Source organism: Blastomonas sp., assembly GCF_030373265.1.
Taxonomy (GTDB): domain Bacteria; phylum Pseudomonadota; class Alphaproteobacteria; order Sphingomonadales; family Sphingomonadaceae; genus Blastomonas.
This window is the reverse complement of record NZ_JAUCZC010000011.1, coordinates 93302-112763: the sequence shown is the minus strand read 5'-3', so window position 1 is coordinate 112763 and position 19462 is coordinate 93302. Positions and strand designations below refer to the sequence as shown.

General features: G+C 64.2%; 19 protein-coding genes. 9 read left to right on the top strand and 10 right to left on the bottom strand.

Annotated features, from left to right (window positions below; genetic code table 11):
• Positions 1-233: 233 nt before the first annotated feature.
• The 9 genes from ccmC to QUV11_RS08755 all read left to right on the top strand — a co-directional run bounded on the left by ccmC (position 234) and on the right by QUV11_RS08755 (position 7630).
• Entirely contained in the window at positions 234-965 is a 732-nt protein-coding gene (gene ccmC / locus QUV11_RS08795) for a heme ABC transporter permease CcmC (RefSeq protein ID WP_300881714.1), read from the top strand.
• Entirely contained in the window at positions 962-1090 is a 129-nt protein-coding gene (locus QUV11_RS08790) for a hypothetical protein (RefSeq protein WP_300881712.1), read from the top strand. Before ccmC ends, QUV11_RS08790 begins: the two co-directional genes overlap by 4 nt.
• 28 nt (positions 1091-1118) lie before the next feature.
• Complete coding sequence (gene ccmE / locus QUV11_RS08785; RefSeq protein ID WP_300881710.1) at positions 1119-1571, top strand: cytochrome c maturation protein CcmE; 453 nt, start codon at positions 1119-1121, stop codon at positions 1569-1571.
• Positions 1568-3550: a heme lyase CcmF/NrfE family subunit gene (locus QUV11_RS08780; protein ID WP_300881708.1), complete on the top strand. Its 1983-nt coding sequence runs from the start codon at positions 1568-1570 to the stop codon at positions 3548-3550. The genes ccmE and QUV11_RS08780 overlap by 4 nt, the downstream gene beginning before the upstream one ends.
• A gap of 13 nt (positions 3551-3563) precedes the next feature.
• Complete coding sequence (locus tag QUV11_RS08775; protein ID WP_300881706.1) at positions 3564-4091, top strand: DsbE family thiol:disulfide interchange protein; 528 nt, start codon at positions 3564-3566, stop codon at positions 4089-4091.
• Positions 4092-4108: 17 nt separating this feature from the next.
• Positions 4109-4513 (top strand): cytochrome c-type biogenesis protein, encoded by a 405-nt coding sequence (locus QUV11_RS08770; protein ID WP_300881726.1) that lies wholly within the window; start codon positions 4109-4111, stop codon positions 4511-4513.
• Entirely contained in the window at positions 4513-5214 is a 702-nt protein-coding gene (locus tag QUV11_RS08765; RefSeq protein ID WP_300881705.1) for a tetratricopeptide repeat protein, read from the top strand. The genes QUV11_RS08770 and QUV11_RS08765 overlap by 1 nt, the downstream gene beginning before the upstream one ends.
• A 185-nt stretch (positions 5215-5399) precedes the next feature.
• Entirely contained in the window at positions 5400-7319 is a 1920-nt protein-coding gene (locus tag QUV11_RS08760; protein WP_300881724.1) for a potassium transporter Kup, read from the top strand.
• Positions 7320-7330: 11 nt separating this feature from the next.
• Complete coding sequence (locus tag QUV11_RS08755; RefSeq protein ID WP_300881703.1) at positions 7331-7630, top strand: antibiotic biosynthesis monooxygenase; 300 nt, start codon at positions 7331-7333, stop codon at positions 7628-7630.
• A 16-nt stretch (positions 7631-7646) separates the two neighbouring features.
• Here the strand turns inward: QUV11_RS08755 and QUV11_RS08750 are convergent, their stop codons facing one another.
• From QUV11_RS08750 to ilvB, 10 genes are all read right to left on the bottom strand, one after another.
• The gene (locus QUV11_RS08750) at positions 7647-8567 is read right to left on the bottom strand and encodes a hypothetical protein (protein ID WP_300881701.1); all 921 of its coding nucleotides are present in this window, start codon (positions 8565-8567) and stop codon (positions 7647-7649) included.
• Between the two features lie 86 nt (positions 8568-8653).
• Positions 8654-9628 (bottom strand): nitronate monooxygenase family protein, encoded by a 975-nt coding sequence (locus tag QUV11_RS08745; RefSeq protein WP_300881699.1) that lies wholly within the window; start codon positions 9626-9628, stop codon positions 8654-8656.
• A gap of 235 nt (positions 9629-9863) precedes the next feature.
• Complete coding sequence (gene leuA, locus QUV11_RS08740) at positions 9864-11528, bottom strand: 2-isopropylmalate synthase (RefSeq protein ID WP_300881697.1); 1665 nt, start codon at positions 11526-11528, stop codon at positions 9864-9866.
• 456 nt (positions 11529-11984) lie between these two features.
• Positions 11985-12608: a YceI family protein gene (locus tag QUV11_RS08735; RefSeq protein ID WP_300881695.1), complete on the bottom strand. Its 624-nt coding sequence runs from the start codon at positions 12606-12608 to the stop codon at positions 11985-11987.
• A gap of 87 nt (positions 12609-12695) precedes the next feature.
• Entirely contained in the window at positions 12696-13952 is a 1257-nt protein-coding gene (locus QUV11_RS08730; protein ID WP_300881693.1) for an adenosylmethionine--8-amino-7-oxononanoate transaminase, read from the bottom strand.
• The gene (gene bioD, locus QUV11_RS08725; protein WP_300881691.1) at positions 13949-14566 is read right to left on the bottom strand and encodes a dethiobiotin synthase; all 618 of its coding nucleotides are present in this window, start codon (positions 14564-14566) and stop codon (positions 13949-13951) included. Before bioD ends, QUV11_RS08730 begins: the two co-directional genes overlap by 4 nt.
• A complete protein-coding gene (locus QUV11_RS08720; RefSeq protein ID WP_300881689.1) occupies positions 14563-15702 on the bottom strand; it encodes an 8-amino-7-oxononanoate synthase in 1140 nt (379 codons plus the stop codon). Before QUV11_RS08720 ends, bioD begins: the two co-directional genes overlap by 4 nt.
• Before the next feature lie 7 nt (positions 15703-15709).
• A complete protein-coding gene (gene ilvC / locus QUV11_RS08715; protein WP_300881687.1) occupies positions 15710-16729 on the bottom strand; it encodes a ketol-acid reductoisomerase in 1020 nt (339 codons plus the stop codon).
• Positions 16730-16855: 126 nt separating this feature from the next.
• A complete protein-coding gene (ilvN, locus tag QUV11_RS08710; protein ID WP_289619015.1) occupies positions 16856-17371 on the bottom strand; it encodes an acetolactate synthase small subunit in 516 nt (171 codons plus the stop codon).
• A gap of 115 nt (positions 17372-17486) precedes the next feature.
• Entirely contained in the window at positions 17487-19235 is a 1749-nt protein-coding gene (gene ilvB / locus QUV11_RS08705; RefSeq protein ID WP_300881684.1) for a biosynthetic-type acetolactate synthase large subunit, read from the bottom strand.
• Between the last annotated feature and the right edge of the window lie 227 nt (positions 19236-19462).

Below are 19462 nucleotides of genomic sequence, written 5' to 3'. Positions count from 1 at the left end.
ACGTTCGCGGCTATCTTCATCTTCTGGATCAATGAGTCCTGACCCTAGGTGGCAAGCCACCAAGTCTCGCTGCCTCCCCCATCAAGGGGGAGGGAAAAGCAGGCGCGTGGATGGTGGCAGCCACACTCTAAGCCCCCCAACACGCAAATTCCCTTGAGGCGGTGCCAGCATCGTGGCAACAAGGGGCGACGCCGATATGCCTCGGTGGAAGGAAGCTGACGCAACGCTCGCTCATGCATGGTTTTGCCAATCCTACGCGATTTCTGTCGATTGCCCGGCCGCTGACTCCGGCGCTGCTGGTCACGGGTGTGATCATGGTCGCGATCGGCCTGTTCCTTGGCCTGTTCAACGCGCCTGCCGACCGGCTGATGGGCGACACGGTGCGCATTCTCTACATTCACGTTCCGGCTGCATGGCTGGGTATGGCCGGCTGGACCAGCATCGCCATCGCCAGCCTGGTCGAACTGGTCTGGCGGCACCCGCTGGCCGGGATCGCCGCGCGCGCCTCGGCGCTGCCCGGAGCTTTCTTCTGCGCGTTGTGCCTGGCCACCGGATCGATCTGGGCGCGGCCGACCTGGGGGACCTGGTGGGTGTGGGATGGCCGTCTGACCTCGATGCTGGTGCTGCTGTTCCTGTATCTGGGCTATATGGCGCTTGCCGATGCCAGCCAGAAGGACGCCGCCGCCGGACGCACCGGCACCGCGCGCGTCGCTGCAATTTTCGGGCTTGTCGGCGCGATCAACGTTCCGATCATCAACCGCTCGGTGGTGTGGTGGAACAGCCTGCACCAGCCGGCCAGCATCACCATGGGCAAGTCGGCGATCGATCCGGCATTCCTGTGGCCGCTTGGCATGGCGGTGATCGGCTTCTCGCTGATCTTCGGCGCGATCATCCTCATGCGGATGCGCACCTTGCTGGCGGATATCCGGATAGAGGCGCGCATGCGCAGGCTGGCCGCGGCATGACCCAGTGGACCTATGTCATAATGTCCTATGTGCTCGGCATTGGTGGCACAATCGGCCTGATCGGCTATTGCTGGATGACATTGCGGCGCGCAGAAGCGCGGCTGGATGCGCTCAAGCGCAAGTGAACCGGACACACCCCAAATGCCAAACCCCATGAAAGCCAAGCACCAGCGTCTCGTCCTGATCTGCATCGCCTTTGTCGGGCTGATTGCCGCAGGGCTGATCGCGGCCTATGCGCTGCGCGATCAGGCGAGCTATTTCTATACGCCGGGCGATATCGCCAAAAAGGGCGTTGAGCCTGGCCAGGCGATCCGTCTGGGCGGCATGGTTCAGACCGGATCGATCAAGACCCAGGCTGACGGAGTCACCATCGATTTCATCGTCGAGGACGGCAAGGGCACGGTTCCGGTGCGCTTCACCGGTATCACCCCTGACCTTTTCGTCGAAGGATCGGGAGTCGTCGCCGAAGGCCGGATGGACAAGGCCGGATTCTTCGTCGCCGACAATCTGCTCGCCAAGCACGACGAGAACTACGTGCCGCGCGAAATGCGCGACATGACCAAGGTTGATGTCGAAAAGGTCGCAGGCACGGTGCAGAACCCATGATTGCTGAAATCGCGCTCGCGATGCTGTGGCTCGCCGCGGCGCTGGCCGTATTGCAACTTGTGCTGGGCAGCTACGCGCTGACCGTCAGGGGCGCCGAGTTTCTCCCCGCCGTCCGCCCGATCGCGGTGGTGCAGGGTGTACTGGTCGCGATCGCGTTCGCGCTGCTGATCGTCCTGTTCCTGCGCACCGATCTGTCGGTGAAGCTGGTCGCGGCCAACAGCCATTCGCTCAAACCCATCATCTACAAGGTCGCCGGCGCCTGGGGCAATCATGAAGGCTCGATGCTGTTGTGGGTGACCGTGATGGGGATGGCCGGCGGCTTCGTCGCGCTGCTCGAGCGTCGGTTGAATGAGCGCACCATGGTGGCGACGCTGGCGGGGCAGGCATTCGTGAGCCTCGGCTTCTATGCTTTCATGCTGTTTTCCTCGAACCCCTTCGAGCGTCTCAATCCTGCTCCGGCAGAAGGCAACGGCCTCAACCCGCTGCTGCAGGACCCTGGTCTCGCCTTCCATCCGCCGACGCTTTATATCGGCTATGTCGGGCTTTCGATCGCCTTCTCCTTCGCCATCGGAGCGCTGATCACCCGCGACGTCGGCCCTGCCTTCGCGCGTGCGATGCGGCCCTGGGTGATGGGGGCGTGGATTTTCCTGACGCTCGGCATCACTGCAGGATCGTGGTGGGCCTATTACGAGCTTGGCTGGGGCGGCTGGTGGTTCTGGGATCCGGTCGAGAACGCCTCGCTGATGCCATGGCTGGCCGCAACCGCCTTGCTGCATTCGGTTAGCGTGCTGGCGACGCGCAATGCGCTCAAGGCCTGGACGGTGATGCTCGCGGTGGTGGCGTTCTCGATGTCGATGGTTGGCACCTTCCTGGTGCGGTCGGGCATCCTGACCAGCGTGCATGCGTTCGCGGTCGATCCCGAACGCGGTTCGTTCATCCTCGCATTGCTCGCCATCTATATCGGCGGCGCGCTGGCGCTGTTCGGGCTGCGCGCCTCGACCGTGACCGAAGGCGCGCGCTTCCATCTGTTCAGCCGCGAAGGCGCGCTGGTGATGAACAACGTGCTGCTGGTCGGCGTGCTGGGCATCGTGCTGATGGGCACGCTCTATCCGCTGGTGACCGAAGCGTTCGATACCAAGGTCTCGGTGGGCCCGCCCTATTTCAATCCCGTCAGCGCGATCTTTGTCTTCCCGATGCTGATCATCATGGCGGCTGGCCCGCTGATGCGCTGGCGCTCGGACAATGGTCGCAAGCTGTCGAGCCTGATGGCGGTGCCCGCGCTTGCTGCCGCCGTCGCGCTGGCGCTGGTGGTGGTGTTCGCAGGCGATATCGGAATTCTGCCGCTGCTGGGGCTGGTGTTCGCTGCCGGGCTTGCGATCGCCAGCGTGCTGCCGTTGTGGAAGCGCAATCTGCGCCGCACACCCGCGCACATCTATGGCATGGTGATCGCGCATCTGGGGATCGCGGTGGCACTTGCCGGCATGGCGTCCGAAAGCGCATTCAACACCGAAAAATTGGTCGCGAGCGAATTCGGGCAGAGCCACACGGTGGGACCTTGGACGATCGAACTGCAAGGCGTGAAGCCGATCGCGGGTGCCAACTGGACCGCGCTCGAGGCGCGTCTGGTCGCGCGCTATGGTGACAGCAACGTCCAGACGGTGCTCAATCCGCAGTCGCGCATGTTCGCCTCGCCCCCGACCGCGACCAACGAGGCGGCGCTGCTGACTCGCTGGAACGGGCAACTCTACGCCGTCCTGGGCGAAGAGGGCGACGATGGCCGCTGGCAGCTGCGCCTGTGGTGGAAGCCGTTCGTTCCCTTGATCTGGTACGGCGGGCTGATGATCGGACTGGGCGGCATATTGGCGCTGGTCGGTCGCACCTCGCGGGATCGCCGCCGCAAGGACGAGCCTGAGTTCGAGCCGACCGCCGCGCCTGCGCCGGACCCTGCCGTGGCCGGAGGCAAAGAAGCGCTGGCATGACGGGCCCGATATCATGAAGCATTGGGCCATCTGGCTGCCGCTCGCGCTGTTCGGCGTGCTGTTTGCCGTGTTCGCAACCGGGCTGATCGCGCCGGCAGACCGTACCATCGCCTCGCAGATGATCGGCAAGCCGCTGCCGCAGTTCGATCTGCCGCAGGCGGTGCCGGACCGTCCGGCGCTCGCCCGCACCAACTTCACCGATGGCAAGCCCAAGCTGCTCAACGTGTTCGCCAGCTGGTGCGTGCCCTGCATCGCCGAGGCGCCGTATCTGCAGCAGCTTGCCGATGCCGGGGTCGAGATCAACGGTGTCGCGATCCGCGATCGCAGCCCCGATGTGCAGCAGTTTCTCGCGCGCAACGGCAACCCCTATGCGCGGATCGGCGCGGATGATGTCAGCAAGATCCAGTTCGATCTGGGGTCGTCGGGCGTTCCGGAAACCTTCGTCATCGATGGCCAGGGGATGATCCGCTACCAGCATATCGGCGATATCCGCCCCGAGCATGTGCCGATGATCCTGCAGAAACTGAAGGAAGCCCAGTGATCCGTGGCCTCATTCTGATGGTGCTGGCGATGCTTGCTGCCCCGCTTGCCGCGCAGGACTCGCTGCCGCCAGCGCCTTATGCCTACAAGCAGCTCGATGATCCCGCCCAGGAAAAGACCGCGCAGGATCTAATGATGACGCTGCGCTGCCTGACATGCCAGAGCCAGTCGATCGCCGATTCCGACGCGCCGATGGCGGGAGACATGCGTCATCAGGTGCGCACCCGTATCGCGGAAGGCGAAGATCCCGAGGCAATTCGCGCCTGGCTGATCGAGCGCTATGGCGATTGGGTGTCGTATCAACCGCAGGTGACCGCGATGACATGGCCGCTGTTTGCAGCCCCCATCGTGCTGCTGCTGTTCGCTGCGCTGATCGCACGCAAACGCTTTGGCAGGGCCAGAGCCACCGGAGACAAGAGCTGATGACGTGGGTGATCGTTCTGCTGGTGGCGGTCGCCATCATGGCCGGCATGATCTGGCTGGGCAAGATGCCCCGCAAGGCATGGGAGCTCGCCGGCGCAGCCCTGTTCCTGGGGATTGCAGGCTATGCCTGGCAGGGCCAGCCCTCGCTTGCCGGATCGCCCAAGGAGCCGGTGGAGAAACTGGGCATGTTCGACGAGGACCTGGCCAAGCAGCGCGACGAAATGGGCGGCAACTTCGGAGATGCGCGCGCATGGCTGGTGCTGGCGGATTCCCAGAGCCGCCAGGGCAAGTTCGCGACCGCAGCAACCGCGCTCAGTAAGGGTTTGGAGAACCACCCCGAGGACGCAGACCTTTGGGTGGCGCTGGGCAATGCCCTGGTGGGGCACAGCAATGGTCTGCTCACTCCCGCGTCGCAGTTCGCCTATCAGCGGTCCGCGACGCTGGCACCGGACCATCCCGCGCCGCCCTTCTTCCTGGGGCTGGCGCTGGCGACATCGGGCCAGCTGCAGCAGGCGCGCGCCATCTGGGCGGAACTGCTTGAGCGCTCGCCGCCCGATGCGGAATGGCGCGAGGACCTGACCACGCGACTCGCGCGGATCGATGCTTTGATCGCGCAGCAGAGCGGTGCGCCTGCTCCAGGCATGCCAGGCGCGATGTCTCCTCCCACATCTCCCGCTCAACCTATTGAATCTGAACAATAATCGCTACACCGCGATTATATTGCACCGCATCATGCCCCATGCTAATCCGCGTGCCATTGCCGATTTGGCGATAGGCGAAAGGGGACGATGAGCGCAGGTGGCTTTTGCTTCACGCGCTCGCAAACTGCCCGATGATAACCGATACTCCTTCAGAAGTGCCACCAGAGCAGCCGTCTGCCGGTTCGATGGCCGGTGAGCAGGTGGCCCAGCAGGCCGGCCATGCCGATACCCACAGCAGTTCGGTGGCCTTGCTGGCGTTCGGCGCGATCGGCATCGTGTTCGGCGATATCGGCACCAGCCCGATTTACGCCTTCCGCGAAACCTTTGCCGGGCACCATCCGCTCACGCCCGATCGCGAGCACATTTTTGGCGTTGTCAGTCTGATCTTCTGGTCGATGACTTTGGTCGTCGGCGTCCAGTATGTCAGCATCCTGATGCGTGCCGACAACAAGGGCCAGGGTGGCAGCCTTGCCCTCGTCGCGCTGATTTCGCGCAGTATCGGGCGGACCAGCTACGGTTGGCTGCTGATCCTGCTAGGGGTGTTTGCAACCGCGCTATTTTACGGCGACAGCATGATCACGCCTGCAATTTCGGTGTTGTCGGCGGTGGAGGGCCTGACCGTCGTCAATCCCGCGCTGCAGCCGCTGGTCATACCGATTGCCGTCGCGCTGCTGGTGTTCCTGTTCGTCATCCAGTCGCGCGGTACTGCCAAGATCGGCACGCTGTTCGCACCGATCATGGTGGTGTATTTCGTCACGATCACCGTGCTCGGCGTCTACCAGATCGTGTTCAATCCGGAGATTCTGCTGGCGCTGAACCCATGGTATGCGGTGCGGTTCTTCATCAACGATGGCTGGTTCGCGTTTCTCGCGCTGGGTTCGGTGGTGCTGGCGGTTACCGGCGCAGAGGCGCTGTATTCGGACATGGGCCATTTCGGGCGCGGCCCCTTGCGCCTGTCGTGGTTCGGTTTCGTCATGCCAGCCTTGCTGATCAACTATTTCGGCCAGGGCGCGATGATCATCGGCATGGGGCCGCTGGAAGCCGCCGAGACGATCAAGAACCCCTTCTTCCTGCTCGCGCCCGACATGCTGCGGTTACCGCTCGTGCTGTTGGCCACCGCCGCGACCTTCATCGCCAGCCAGGCGGTGATCTCGGGCGCGTTCTCGATCACCCATCAGGCGATTCAGCTGGGCTATATCCCGCGGCTGTCGATCAAGCACACGAGTGCGTCCGAAAGCGGCCAGATCTATATACCGCTGATCAACTGGGTGCTGATGATCGCGGTGATTCTGCTGGTGCTGACCTTCCAGAGTTCGAGCAACCTTGCTGCGGCTTATGGCATCGCGGTGACGGGCGCGATGCTGATCGACACCTGCCTGATGGCGGTGCTGCTGATCGCGATGTGGAAATGGAAATTGTGGATGGCGGTCCCCGTCATCGTCACCTTCGTGGTGGTCGATGGCGCCTACTTCCTCGCCAACGCCACCAAGATCCCCGATGGCGGCTGGTTCCCCCTGGTCATCGGCGCGTTCACCTTCACTTTGCTCACCACCTGGGCGCGCGGGCGCAAGCTGATGCGCGAGACGATGATCGAGAGCGCGCTGCCGATCGAGGTGTTCGTGAAGTCCGCGCAAGGCTCGGCCACTCGGGTCAAGGGCACCGCGATCTTCATGGCATCGGCGACCACCGGCGTGCCGACCGCGCTGCTGCACAACATGAAACACAACAAGGTCATCCATGACCGCGTCGTCATCCTGACGGTGCAGATCATGGAGGTGCCCTATGTTACCGACGCCAACCGCTTCCAGGTCGAGGCGCTGGGCCACGGGTTCTTCCGCATGATCCTGCGTTACGGCTTCATGCAGTCGACCGATGTCCCTGCTGCGCTCAAGGACGTCAAGGAGGTGTGCGGCGGCAAGTTCGAGATGCTGCAGACCAGCTTCTTCCTGTCGCGCCAGACGCTGCTGACCGCAGAGCGCCCCGGCATGCCGGTGTGGCGCGAGAAGATCTTCGCGTGGATGCTGCGCAACTCGGCCAGCCCGATGGAGTTCTTCAACCTGCCGTCGAACCGCGTTGTCGAACTGGGCAGCCAGCTTGAAATCTGAAGGGTTCGGCTATGATCGTGATTGCTGGCTATTACCGGTTCCCGCCTGAGCAGCTGGCAGCGGTCCAGCCGGCGATGTCGACCATGATCGAAGCGAGCCGGGCGGAGCAGGGCTGTATCCATTACGCCTTTTCGCACGACGTGATCGAACCCGGACTTATTCGCGTCAGCGAATGCTGGGTCGATCAGGCTGCGTTCGATGCCCATGCCGCCAGCGCGCATATGGCAAAATGGCGCGCGGCGGGCGCGGCCCATGGCATTCACGACCGGACGATCACGGCTTATGAGGCGGCGGCCGCGCGTCCGCTCTGACCAAGCCCTTGTTCGCTTATTCCACCGCGCATGTCAGTGCCATCACACGCTGCTCCATGTCGTAGACCAGCGCCGAACAACCCTGCAGAAACCGGCGGCCGGCCACGATGCGCAGATCGACCTTCTTGTCCTTCTTGCCGACGACCACGATCTCGTCCGAATCTCCGCCAGCGCTGTCGTCGGCCGCAATCCCAGGGGCATCGCCATAATCGCTGTAGCGGACATCGATGCTGGTTAGCTTCGCAGGGCCGACCGGAATCGGCATGGCCAGCGCCATTTCCCGGGTGGGTCGCATGATCCCGTAGTAGATCAAGGTCTGCCGCGGCTGGCCTGAAAACTTGCCCGCGCGGGTGCGAGAGAGCCAGTTGCCGGTCGGCGCGCTGACCAGTGTCTGGTCGCGTTGCAGGCTGAACTGCAGACGGACTTTCTCGCCATCCAGATCAAGCGTCGTCCCGACCCCCAGCCGCCCCAGAAAGCCGAAATTGTCGAGCGGCAGCCGATAGTCGCTTTCTCCGGCGATTGGCGCACGCAGCGCGAAGCGGATGCGCTTGTAGGGAAGCGAGGCCGGGCTGATCGTGCCGTCGGCCAGAGTGGACGAAGCACGGTCCGCCCAGAAGATCCGCTGGTTCTTGGCACCTGCGCCATAATCGACCTTGTGGACCGCAGAATTGCCGTTGACATTTTCCGACCCGACCATGCTGCTGAAGGCCAGCATTCCCGGCTTCAGCTGCAGCCTGGCAGCGACATCGGGGTTGAGTGTCGGCGCGTCGGCCGCCTCGGGCCGCACCTCCAGCCGCAGCGCCGCGCCGCTGATGGTAACGTCGATGATGTTGTCGCCCGACAGCACCAGCTCGGCAGGAAGTGTCGGCTTGGGCTGCGCCATGGCCGCACTGGAACCGACACCGAGCACAGCCGCGACCAAACCGATCCTGCGCATGAATACCGCCCCCTGTCTGCTGATGATCAGCAGTGGCGAATAGACGCACATCCAGCTGAACCGCGGCTGACTTGCCGGAGGCTGGCTCAGTAGTTCGAGCGCGCCAGCAGCGAGTCCTTGGCCGCGTGGTATTCGCGGGTGAGCCTCGCCACCATGTCCGCGACGTTATCGACCTTGTCGACCGCGCCGATGCCCTGGCCGCTGCCCCAGATGTCGCGCCATGCCTTGGCTTCGGTGTTGCCGCCCGAGCCGAAGTTCATCGTGCTGTAGTCGCCCTTGGGCAGGTTGTCGGGATCGAGCCCGGCGTTGACGATCGACTGGCGCAGATAGTTGCCCGACACGCCGGTGAACAGGTCCGAATAGACGATGTCCGCCGCCTTGCCCTCGACGATGCCGTTCTTGTAGCCCTCGTCGGCACGCGCTTCTGCGGTCGCGATAAACGCCGAGCCGATATACGCGAAGTCCGCACCCATCGCCTGCGCCGCGAGCACCGCGGCGCCGCTGGCGATCGAGCCTGACAACGCGACGGGGCCGGTGAACCACTGGCGGATTTCCTGCATCAGCGCGAAGGGAGAGGTGACCCCGGCATGGCCGCCGGCGCCGGCTGCGACGGGGATCAGGCCATCGGCGCCCTTCTCCACGGCCTTGCGTGCGAAGCGGTCGCTGATCACGTCGTGCATGGTGATACCGCCCCAGTCGTGCACCGCCTTGTTCAGGTCTTCGCGCGCACCCAGCGAGGTGATCACCATCGGCACCTGCCATTTGGCGCAGGTCATCAGGTCGGCCTCAAGCCGGTCGTTCGACTTGTGGACGATCTGGTTGACCGCATAGGGCGCGGCGGGTGCGTCGGGGTTGGCGCGGTTGTACTCGGCCAGTTCCTCGGTGATCTGGTGCAGCCATTCATCAAGCTGCGCCTGCGGCCGCGCGTTCAAGGCCGGGAACGATCCGATCACACCCGCCTTGCATTGCGCAATAACGAGCTCGGGGCCGGAAATGATGAAGAGCGGCGACCCGATGACGGGCAGGCGCAGTTTGTCGCAAAGCGGGGATGGCATGGTCATGGCCGCGACATTAGCCATGCTTCATGGGGTGTCCAGAGGCAAACTTAATCAGGCGATTAAGTTTTGAAAGAAAACGGCTTGGGTCTTTCTAAATCCTCCCCGGAACGGGGAGGGGGACCGCCCGCGCAGCGGGTGGTGGAGGGGAAGCGGCCAGGCGCATATCATCAAGATTGCGCAATCCGGCTTCCCCTCCGTCAGCCCTACGGGCTGCCACCTCCCCGTTCCGGGAGAGGATTTAGATCCCCTCGAGCGCGCTCAGCACCGCTTTGATCGAGGCTGTCGCGACATCCTCGTCGATGCCGACCCCGAAGCACGGCGAGCGGCCATCGACCGCGCATTCGACATAGGCCGCCGCGCGCGCCTTCGATCCTGCACCGATTGCGTGCTCGCGATAATCGGCGATGTCGATGGCGATGCCCAAAGCCGCCGACAGCGCATCGACCACGCCCGAGATCAGCCCGTTGCCGCGGCCGCTGACGGGGATTTCCTTGCCGTCGGCGAGGATCCGCCCGACGAACAGCCGGTCGTTGCCCGCCTTGCGCTCCTCGTAATCGACCAACTGGTATTTGCCCTGGCCATCGAGCCGGTAGCGGGTCTGGAACGCCTGCCAGATATCGCCGGAGGACAGCTCCATGCTCCTGGCGTCGGCCAGCGCCTGCACCGTCTTGCTGAAATCGGCCTGCAGCCTTTTGGGCAGTTTCAGGCCCTGGTCCTGCTCGAGCACCCAGGCGACGCCGCCCTTGCCCGACTGCGAGTTGACGCGGATCACCGCTTCATAGGAACGCCCGATATCGGCGGGGTCGAGCGGCAGATAGGGCACCTGCCAGTACTGGTCGTTGCGCTTTTCCTGCGCGGCAAAGCCTTTCTTGATCGCGTCCTGATGGCTGCCCGAAAACGCGGTGAACACCAGTTCGCCCGCATAAGGGTGCCGCTCGGGCACCTTGAGCTGGTTGCAATATTCGACCGTCTTGACGATCTCGTCCATGTCCGAAAAGTCGAGCCCCGGGTGCATCCCTTGCGTGTACATGTTGAGGCCCAAAGCCACGAGATCGACATTGCCGGTGCGCTCGCCATTGCCGAACAGGCAGCCCTCGATCCGGTCCGCGCCGGCCATCAGGCCGAGTTCGGCCGCTGCAATGCCGGATCCGCGGTCGTTGTGCGGATGCAGGCTGATCACCACGCAGTCGCGCTTGCTGATGTTGCGGCACATCCACTCGATCTGGTCGGCATAGATGTTCGGGCTCGAGGCCTCGACCGTCGCGGGCAGGTTGAGGATGAGCGGCTTTTCGGGCGTCGGCTGCAGCACCTCCATCACCGCCTCGCAGACCTCGAGGCTGAAATCGAGTTCGGCGGTGGAGAAGGTCTCTGGCGAATACTCGAAATGCCAGTCGGTTTGCGGGTACTTCGCCGCCTGTTCCTTGAGGATGTTCGCCCCCTCGACCGCGATCGCTTTGACGCCGGCGCGGTCGAGCCCGAAGACGACCTCGCGCCAGGCTGGCGAGACGGCGTTGTACAGATGCACGATCGCACGGTGGACGCCGGCGAGGCTCTCGAAGGTCTTCTCGATCAGGTCACGCCGCGACTGGGTGAGCACCTGGACGGTGACGTCGGCGGGGATCTTGTTGCCATCAACCAGCCCGCGGATGAAGTTGAACTCGGTCTCGCCGGCCGATGGAAAGCCGACTTCGATCTCCTTGAGGCCGATCTTGACCAGAAGGTCGAAGAAGCGCTGCTTCTTAGGCCCGTCCATCGGATCGATCAGCGCCTGGTTGCCGTCACGCATGTCGGTGGACAGCCAGCGCGGCGGCGCGGTGATGATTGCGTCAGGCCATGTCCGGTTCGGCAGGTCTACGCGCGGAAAGGATCGGTATTTTTGCGAAGGATCGGTGAGCATCGGCATGGCTGGTATGCGCCCCTGTCTGGATATCGGTGCGTTAAGGGTGGCAAGCGGCAACTTCAACCGAAGATCGGCTGTCTGTGCGCTGGCGGATGAAAAAGCCCTTAGGCGTGGCGCGCCGCATCGGCGCGCACGGTCGGTACACGCCTAAGGGCGTGTAAGTCGCAGTCCAAGAAGGAGGGCCGAGCCGGTCATAATGACAGTGTCATTGCGTCAACGGGCGGGAATGCGCAACAAAAAAATGGCTTGCAGCGACACCCGCGCAGTTTCCTAGCACTGCCCAGGCGTCATGGACGTTGTCCCAACCATGTCCGTCACCCCCGCGAACGCGCGGGTCCCGCTTGTGCGTTGCCCTTAGTCCAGAAGCGGGATTCCCGCGTTCGCGGGAATGACGATGGTCGGCAGTTAGGGTCCCGCAACGCTCCCTCCCCGGCGTGTCACCGGGGAGGGCAATGCTGGTTACTTCTTTTCGAAGGCCACGGTGATGTCGAGTTCGACTTCATCGCTCACCATCGGCAGCGCGTAATTAACGCCGAAGTCGCTGCGCTTGATCGTGGTGGTGGCGTGGAAACCGACGGTTTCCTTCTTGTTGAACGGATTGGCGCCGGCGCCCGAGAACTCGGTGTCGAGCACCACCGGCTTGGTGACGCCGTTGAGTGTTAGATCGCCGGTGATCTTGGCGGTGTTGCCGGTGGCTGCGACGCTGGTCGAGACGAAGCGCGCATCGGCGGGCGAGGGGCCGAAGAAGTCGGGCTTGCCGCCATCCTTGCCGGCGCGCAGCAGATGGTCGGTCAGACCCTTGCTGGCGGTGGTGACCTTCGACACCGGAATCGTGATGTCTACCTTGGCCGCCGAAGGGTTGGCCGGGTCGATCTCGAGTGTGCCGGTCGCATCGCCGAAAATGCCGAAATAGTCGTTGAAGCCGAAATGGCTGACGCGCCAGCCGATCAGCGTGTGGCCGGGGTCGGTGGCATAGGTGCCGGCGGTGACGCGGCTGGCGTCCTGCTGGCCGGGGACCTGGGCGCCCTGGGCGATCAGCGGGGTGGCGGCGATGAGGGCTAGGATAGCGAGAGACTTGCGCATGACGAACTCCTTGAGGCGGGGACAGGAAGGCTTGAAACTGAGTGCGGGAACGTCTCAAGTCAATCTTTGATCCGTGCAAACGCGACGTCAGCGCCCTGCGATCTCCATTCCTTCTCGCACCACGGCATAGACGGCCCTCAACTGCTCGGGCGTCGTGCAATACGGCGGCATGACATAGACCGTGTTGCCGAGCGGGCGGATCAGCACTCCGTTGGCCTTGCCGAAGCCTGCCAGATGCACCGCCCAGTTCGACAAATAGCCTCCTGCCTCTGCGACAAGATCGAACGCGGCGATGGTGCCGCACTGGCGGGTGGAGGCGACCAGCGGGTGGCGCGCGATCGCCTGCAGTTCGGCCGATTGCAACGCTGCCAGCGTGTCGATGCGATGCTGCACCGGCTCGTCCGCCCAGATCTGCAGATTGGCTTTGGCGGCAGCGCAGGCGATGGGGTTGGCGGTGTAGCTGCTCGAATGGAAGAAGCAGTCGGCGCGGTCCTCGGACCAGTGCGCCATGAAAATTTCCTCGCGCGCCAGCGTCACTGCGAGCGGCACCGATCCGCCGGTCAAGCCCTTGGATAGGCACAGGATATCGGGGATCACGCCTGCCTGCTCGCACGCCAGCATCGTGCCGGTGCGGCCCCAGCCGGTCATCACCTCGTCGGCGATGAACAAGACACCATGGCGTGCGCAGATCGCCGCCATCTCGGCGAGTACTTTGGCGGAGTACATCAGCATCCCGCCCGCACCCAGCACCAAGGGCTCGACGATGAACGCCGCGGCCTGGTCGCGGCAGGCAACCTCGAGCGCGTCGAGCGTTGCCTGCTCGGCGCCTGTGGCGGGGAAGGGGATGCTGGTCACATCGAACAGCAACGGCGCATACGGCTTGTTGAACACCCCGCGCGCGCCGACCGACATCGCGCCGATGGTGTCACCGTGATAGCTGTGCTCCATCACGATGATCTTCTGTCGGTCAGCCTTGCGGTTGTGCCAGTAGCCCAGCGCCATCTTGAGCGCGACCTCGACCGCGGTCGATCCTGAATCGCTGAAGAACACGCGAGTCAGCGGCTCGGGGGTGATGGCGATCAGCCCGCGCGCCAGCGTTTCGGCGGGTTCATGCGTCCAGCCGGCAAAGATGATCTGGTCGAGTTTTTCGCTCTGTTCGCGGATCGCGGCCATGATCCGCGGGTGGGCATGGCCGTGCGTGGTCACCCACCAGCTCGAGATCGCGTCGATCCATTGGCGGCCATCGGCGCCGTGGAGCACCGCGCCTTGGCCGCGCGCGATCAGCGGGATATCTTCGCCCAGCCCGTGCTGGGTGAACGGGTGCCAGACGGGGGAGGGCGTCATGTGAAATCGCTCAGGCTGAAACCTTCGTCAAACCCTGTGGCCAACGTCTGCGGCGTGAGTTCCGCCAGCCGCGCCAGACGGCCCAGGCGGCGGACTTTGCCGATGGCCGCGATGGTCGCCTCGCTGTCGGGCACGGCATCGCCGATGAACGCGACGCCATGGATCGGCACGCCGCGCGAGCGCAGCGCTTCGATCGTCATCAAGCTGTGGTTGATCGTGCCCAGGGCGGTGCGCGCGCAGACGATCACCGGGATCTGCCAACGCGCGAAGACATCGGCGTAGAGCACCGCCCTCGTGACCGGCACCAGCGCGCCGCCGGCGCCTTCGATGATCAGCGGCGCATCGACAGCGGGCGGGGTGAGGGCATCTGGGTCGATCTCCACCCCGTCGATCTCGGCGGCGAGATGCGGCGAGGCGGGGGTGACCAGCCGCCATGCTTCAGGGAGGGTGGACCCGGGCACCATGCGCTCGACGAAACCGGTGTCGGTCTCGCCCTCAAGGCCGGATTGCACGGGCTTCCAGTATTTCGCGGCCAGGGCCTGGACCAAAGCAGCGCTGAACACCGACTTGCCGATATCGGTGTCGGTGCCTGTCACAACAAATCGGGGTTTCATGCGGGGATCATGATCCTGTCGAGTGATTCGGTGAGCGCGCCAATATCACCCATCGAGACGTTACGGGTAATGGAAATGCGCAGGCGCGCGGTGCCCTGCGGCACGGTCGGCGGGCGGATGCCGCGAATGTCGAAGCCCTGGCGCTGCAGGCTGGCGGCGATGCGCATGGTGCGGGCATCGTCACCGATGATGACGGGCAGGATCTGCGTGGTGCCGCTATCGACGCCCAACCGGGGAGCGAGCGCGCGGCGCGCCTCTGCGATGCGCGCGAACAGCTCGTCACGCCAGTCATCATGGCCAGCGACCAGCGCGATGGCGCGGCGGACCATATGCGCGATCAAGGGCGATGGCGCGGTCGAGAACACGAACGGGCGCGCGCGATTGATGAGGAAATCGATGGCCACGCGGGGACCGCAGATCAACGCGCCTTCGCACCCCAAAGCCTTGCCGCAGGTGTGCAGCGTGATGACATTGGGCATCCCGGCGAGGTTATGCGCCAGACCCGCGCCGCGCGGACCATGGACGCCGGTCGCGTGCGCCTCGTCGATCACCAGCACCGCATCGTGCCGCGCAGCCACCTGCGCCAGTTCGGCGAGCGGCGCGCAATCGCCATCCATGCTGTAAAGGCTTTCGACAGCGATCCAGGCGCGGCCAGTGCCGCCTTGGGCGCGCCAGGCAATTATTGCGTCGTCGAACCCCTGCGCGTCGTTGTGCGCAGCTGCGCAGGTCTCGGCGCGGCCCAGCCGCATCCCGTCATGCGCAGATGCGTGGATCAGCGCATCGTGCACCACCAGATCGCCGCGCTGCGGCAGCGTGGCGAATAGCGCCGCGTTAGCGGCAAAGCCGGCAGCGAAGAACAAAGCCGCCTCGGACCCGAAATGCGCCGCCGCATCGGCCTCCAGCGCCTCGTGCGCTGCGTGGTTGCCACGCAGCAGCCGCGATCCGCCCGAGCCTGCAGGCAGCCCCAGCGCCATGCCCTCACGCAGGGCATCGTGCAGCAGCGTCGAGCCTGCCAGGCCGAGATAGTCGTTCGAGGCGAAGTCCTTGCCCGTACGCGACGCAAGCGCACGCAGCCGCGAATCCCTTTTCAGGGATCCGAGCTGCGCGGCATGGGTTTCAAATGGCGGCGTTGCCAAGGACGGATCAGTTCTTGTCTTTATCGACCAGTTTGTTGGCGCCGATCCAGGGCATCATCGCCCGCAGCTGCGCGCCGGTCTTTTCGATCGGGTGTGCGGCAGCCAGCTTGCGCGCGGCCTTGAGTTCGGGCTGGCCGGCGCGGTTGTCGAGCACGAAGTTCTTGACGAAGCGGCCCTGCTGGATGTCCTCGAGCACGCGCTTCATCTCGGCCTTGGTTTCCGAGGTGATGATGCGCGGGCCGGTGGTGATGTCGCCATATTCGGCGGTGTTGCTGATCGAATAGCGCATGTTGGCGATGCCGCCTTCGTACATCAGGTCGACGATCAGCTTCACCTCGTGCAGGCACTCGAAATACGCCATTTCGGGCGCATAGCCCGCTTCGGTCAGCGTTTCGAAACCTGCCTGAATCAGGTGGGTCAGGCCGCCGCACAGCACCGCCTGTTCGCCGAACAGATCGGTCTCGCACTCTTCGCGGAAGTTGGTCTCGATAATCCCGCTGCGGCCGCCGCCGACGCCCGAGGCATAGGCCAAAGCCACGTCATGCGCGTTGCCCGAAGCGTCGCGTTCGACCGCGATCAGGCAGGGCACGCCGCCGCCGCGGACATATTCGCTGCGCACGGTGTGGCCGGGGCCCTTGGGCGCGATCATGATCACGTCGAGGTCTTCGCGTGCCTCGATCAGGCCGAAATGGATGTTGAGGCCGTGCGCGAACGCCAGCGCCGCGCCGGGCTTCATGTTGGCGTGATAGTCATCGGCATAGATTGCGGCCTGATGCTCATCGGGCGCCAGGATCATCACGATATCGGCCCAGGCGGCAGCATCGGCGTTGTTCATCACCTTGAAGCCCGCATCTTCGGCCTTCTTGGCGGTGGCCGAGCCCGAGCGCAGCGCGATCGCCACATCCTTGACGCCGCTGTCGCGCAGGTTCTGCGCATGGGCATGGCCTTGGCTGCCATAGCCGACGATGACGATCTTCTTGTCTGCGATCAGCTTGAGGTCGCAATCGGAATCATAATAAACGCGCATGTTCTTTCCCCATCATTGAAATGTCTTGTTCCCCTGCGAAGGCAGGGGCCCATCTCCAACGCTGCGCGAGATCGGTCAGCTTAGGAGATGGATTCCCGCCTTCGCGGGAAACCGGTAGAAACTGAATTACCCCGCCGCAGCCCCCCGGGTCATCGCGACGACCCCGGTGCGGGCGACCTCGACCAGCCCGACCTCGCGCATCAGCGCGATGAACTGGTTGATCTTTTCCGACGAGCCCGAAATCTCGAACACGAAGCTCGAGGTGCTGGTGTCGACCGGCCGCGCGCGGAAGATGTCGGCCAGCCGCAGCGCCTCGATCCGGTGTTCGCCGGCGCCGGCGACCTTGATCAACGCCAGCTCGCGCTCGACATGCGGACCAAGCTCGGTGAGGTCGGCGACGCGGTGCACCGCAACCAGCCGGTCGAGCTGGGCGATGATCTGGTCGATCACCGCAGGCGGGCTGACGGTGACGATGGTGATCCGGCTGACCGCATGGTCCTCGCTGATATCGGCGACGGTAAGGCTTTCGATGTTATAGCCGCGCGCGGTGAACATGCCGGCGATCTTCGCCAGGATGCCCGCCTCGTTGTCGACGGTCACGGTCAGGACGTGCCGCTCGGATGCCTGTTGCTGGATGTGCATGGGGCGATCTTTCAGAAAGGGTGAAAGCCGATGCTGCCCGCGGCAGAATGCCACGCTAGCAGGATGGGCAAATCGGCTTTCGCCGATGGGACGTCACGGAGCGCACAAACCCGCATCACACCAGCGCCTTGGCTTCGTCTTCCATGGTCCCGGCAACCTCGTCGCCATACAGGATCATGTCGGTGTGCGCCGCGCCCGAGGGGATCATCGGCAGGCAGTTGGCAAGCTTGGCCACGCGGCAATCGACCAGCACGGGGCCAGGATGATCGATCATCGCCTGGATGCCGGCGTCGAGCTCGGCCTGGTCGGAAATGCGGATGCCCTTCCAGCCATACGCCTCTGCCAATGCCACGAAATCGGGCAGCGCATCGGAATAGCTTTCCGAATAGCGGCTCTCATATGTCAGCTGCTGCCACTGGCGCACCATGCCCATATATTCGTTGTTGAGGATGAAGATCTTGACCGGCAGGCGGTATTGCGTCGCGGTGCCCAGCTCCTGGATGTTCATCTGGATCGACGCTTCGCCGGCGATGTCGATGCACAAGGTATCGGGGTTGCCGAGCTGCGCACCGATCGCGGCGGGCAGGCCATAGCCCATCGTGCCAAGCCCCCCGGAGGTCAGCCACTTGTTGGGCTGTTCGAAGCGAAAATACTGCGCCGCCCACATCTGGTGCTGGCCGACCTCGGTCGAGATGATCGGGCTCACGTCCTTGGTCAGCGCATACAGCCGCTCGATCGCGAGCTGCGGCATGATTTCGCTGCTGCTCGGCGGATAGGCCAGGCATTCACGCGTGCGCCAGCCCTTGATCCGCGCCTGCCATTCGGACAGGTCGCGCTTTTCGTGGCCGATGGCATCGAGCGCGTCGATGATCTGCTGGAGCACGGTGGCGCAATCGCCGATGATGCCGAGGTCCACCCGCACCGTCTTGTTGATCGACGAGCGGTCGATATCGATGTGGATCTTCTTCGATTCGGGCGAAAACGCATCGAGCCGTCCGGTGACGCGGTCGTCGAAGCGCGCGCCGACGCAGATGATCAGGTCGGCCCGGTTCATCACCATATTGGCTTCATAGGTGCCGTGCATGCCCAGCATACCCAGCCAGTCGGAATGCTCGGACGGGAAGGCGCCCAGACCCATCAAGGTCGAGGTGACGGGCGCGCCGGTCATCGCCTGCAACTGGCGCAGCAGGTCGCTCGCTTCCGGCCCGGCATTGATCACGCCGCCGCCCGAATAGATCACCGGGCTGGTGGCCGCGCTGATCATCCGTGCCGCTTCGGCGATATCGTCCGGCATGCCTGCGGTGACCGGCGCGTAACGCTGGTTTGGACGGGCAGGGGTGTCCCGGTCATGCGGCGCACTGGCGACCTGCACGTCCTTGGGGATGTCGATCAGAACCGGGCCAGGGCGGCCCTTGGTGGCAATATGGAACGCCTCGCGCACGGTGGATGCCAGCTTCGCCGGGTCCTTCACCAGATAATTGTGCTTGGTGCAGTGACGGGTGATGCCGACGGTGTCGGCCTCCTGGAATGCATCGGAGCCGATGAGGTTGGTCGCGACCTGGCCGGTGATGACGACCATCGGGATCGAATCCATCAGCGCATCGGTGATGCCGGTAACCGCATTGGTGGCGCCAGGGCCCGAGGTGACGAGCACAACGCCGGGCTTGCCGGTGGCGCGGGCATAGCCTTCGGCTGCGTGCGCTGCGGCCTGTTCATGCCGCACCAGGATATGGCGCAGCGTGGGGTGGCCGAAAATCGCGTCATAGATCGGCAGCACTGCGCCGCCGGGATAGCCGAAGATCACCTCGACACCCTGCTCGACCAGCGTTTCAACCAGTATCTGCGCGCCGCTCAATTCGGCCATGACAATCAGCCCATCCTTAAGGAAAACCGTGGCCCGCTTAGACAAAGCGGGCCGACGTTGCAAAACCATTAGCTGCCGGACCTGGTGCCAGCACGCTTCCGGCGAAAATCAACCCGGCGCAGGCAGGCCGCGCCGGGTCGAGAATTTTGCCGTGACGTGTCGGCAGACGCTGGCAGCAACGTCTTGACCAAGCCGGTCTATGAGACACAATATGCCGTGTCAACAGC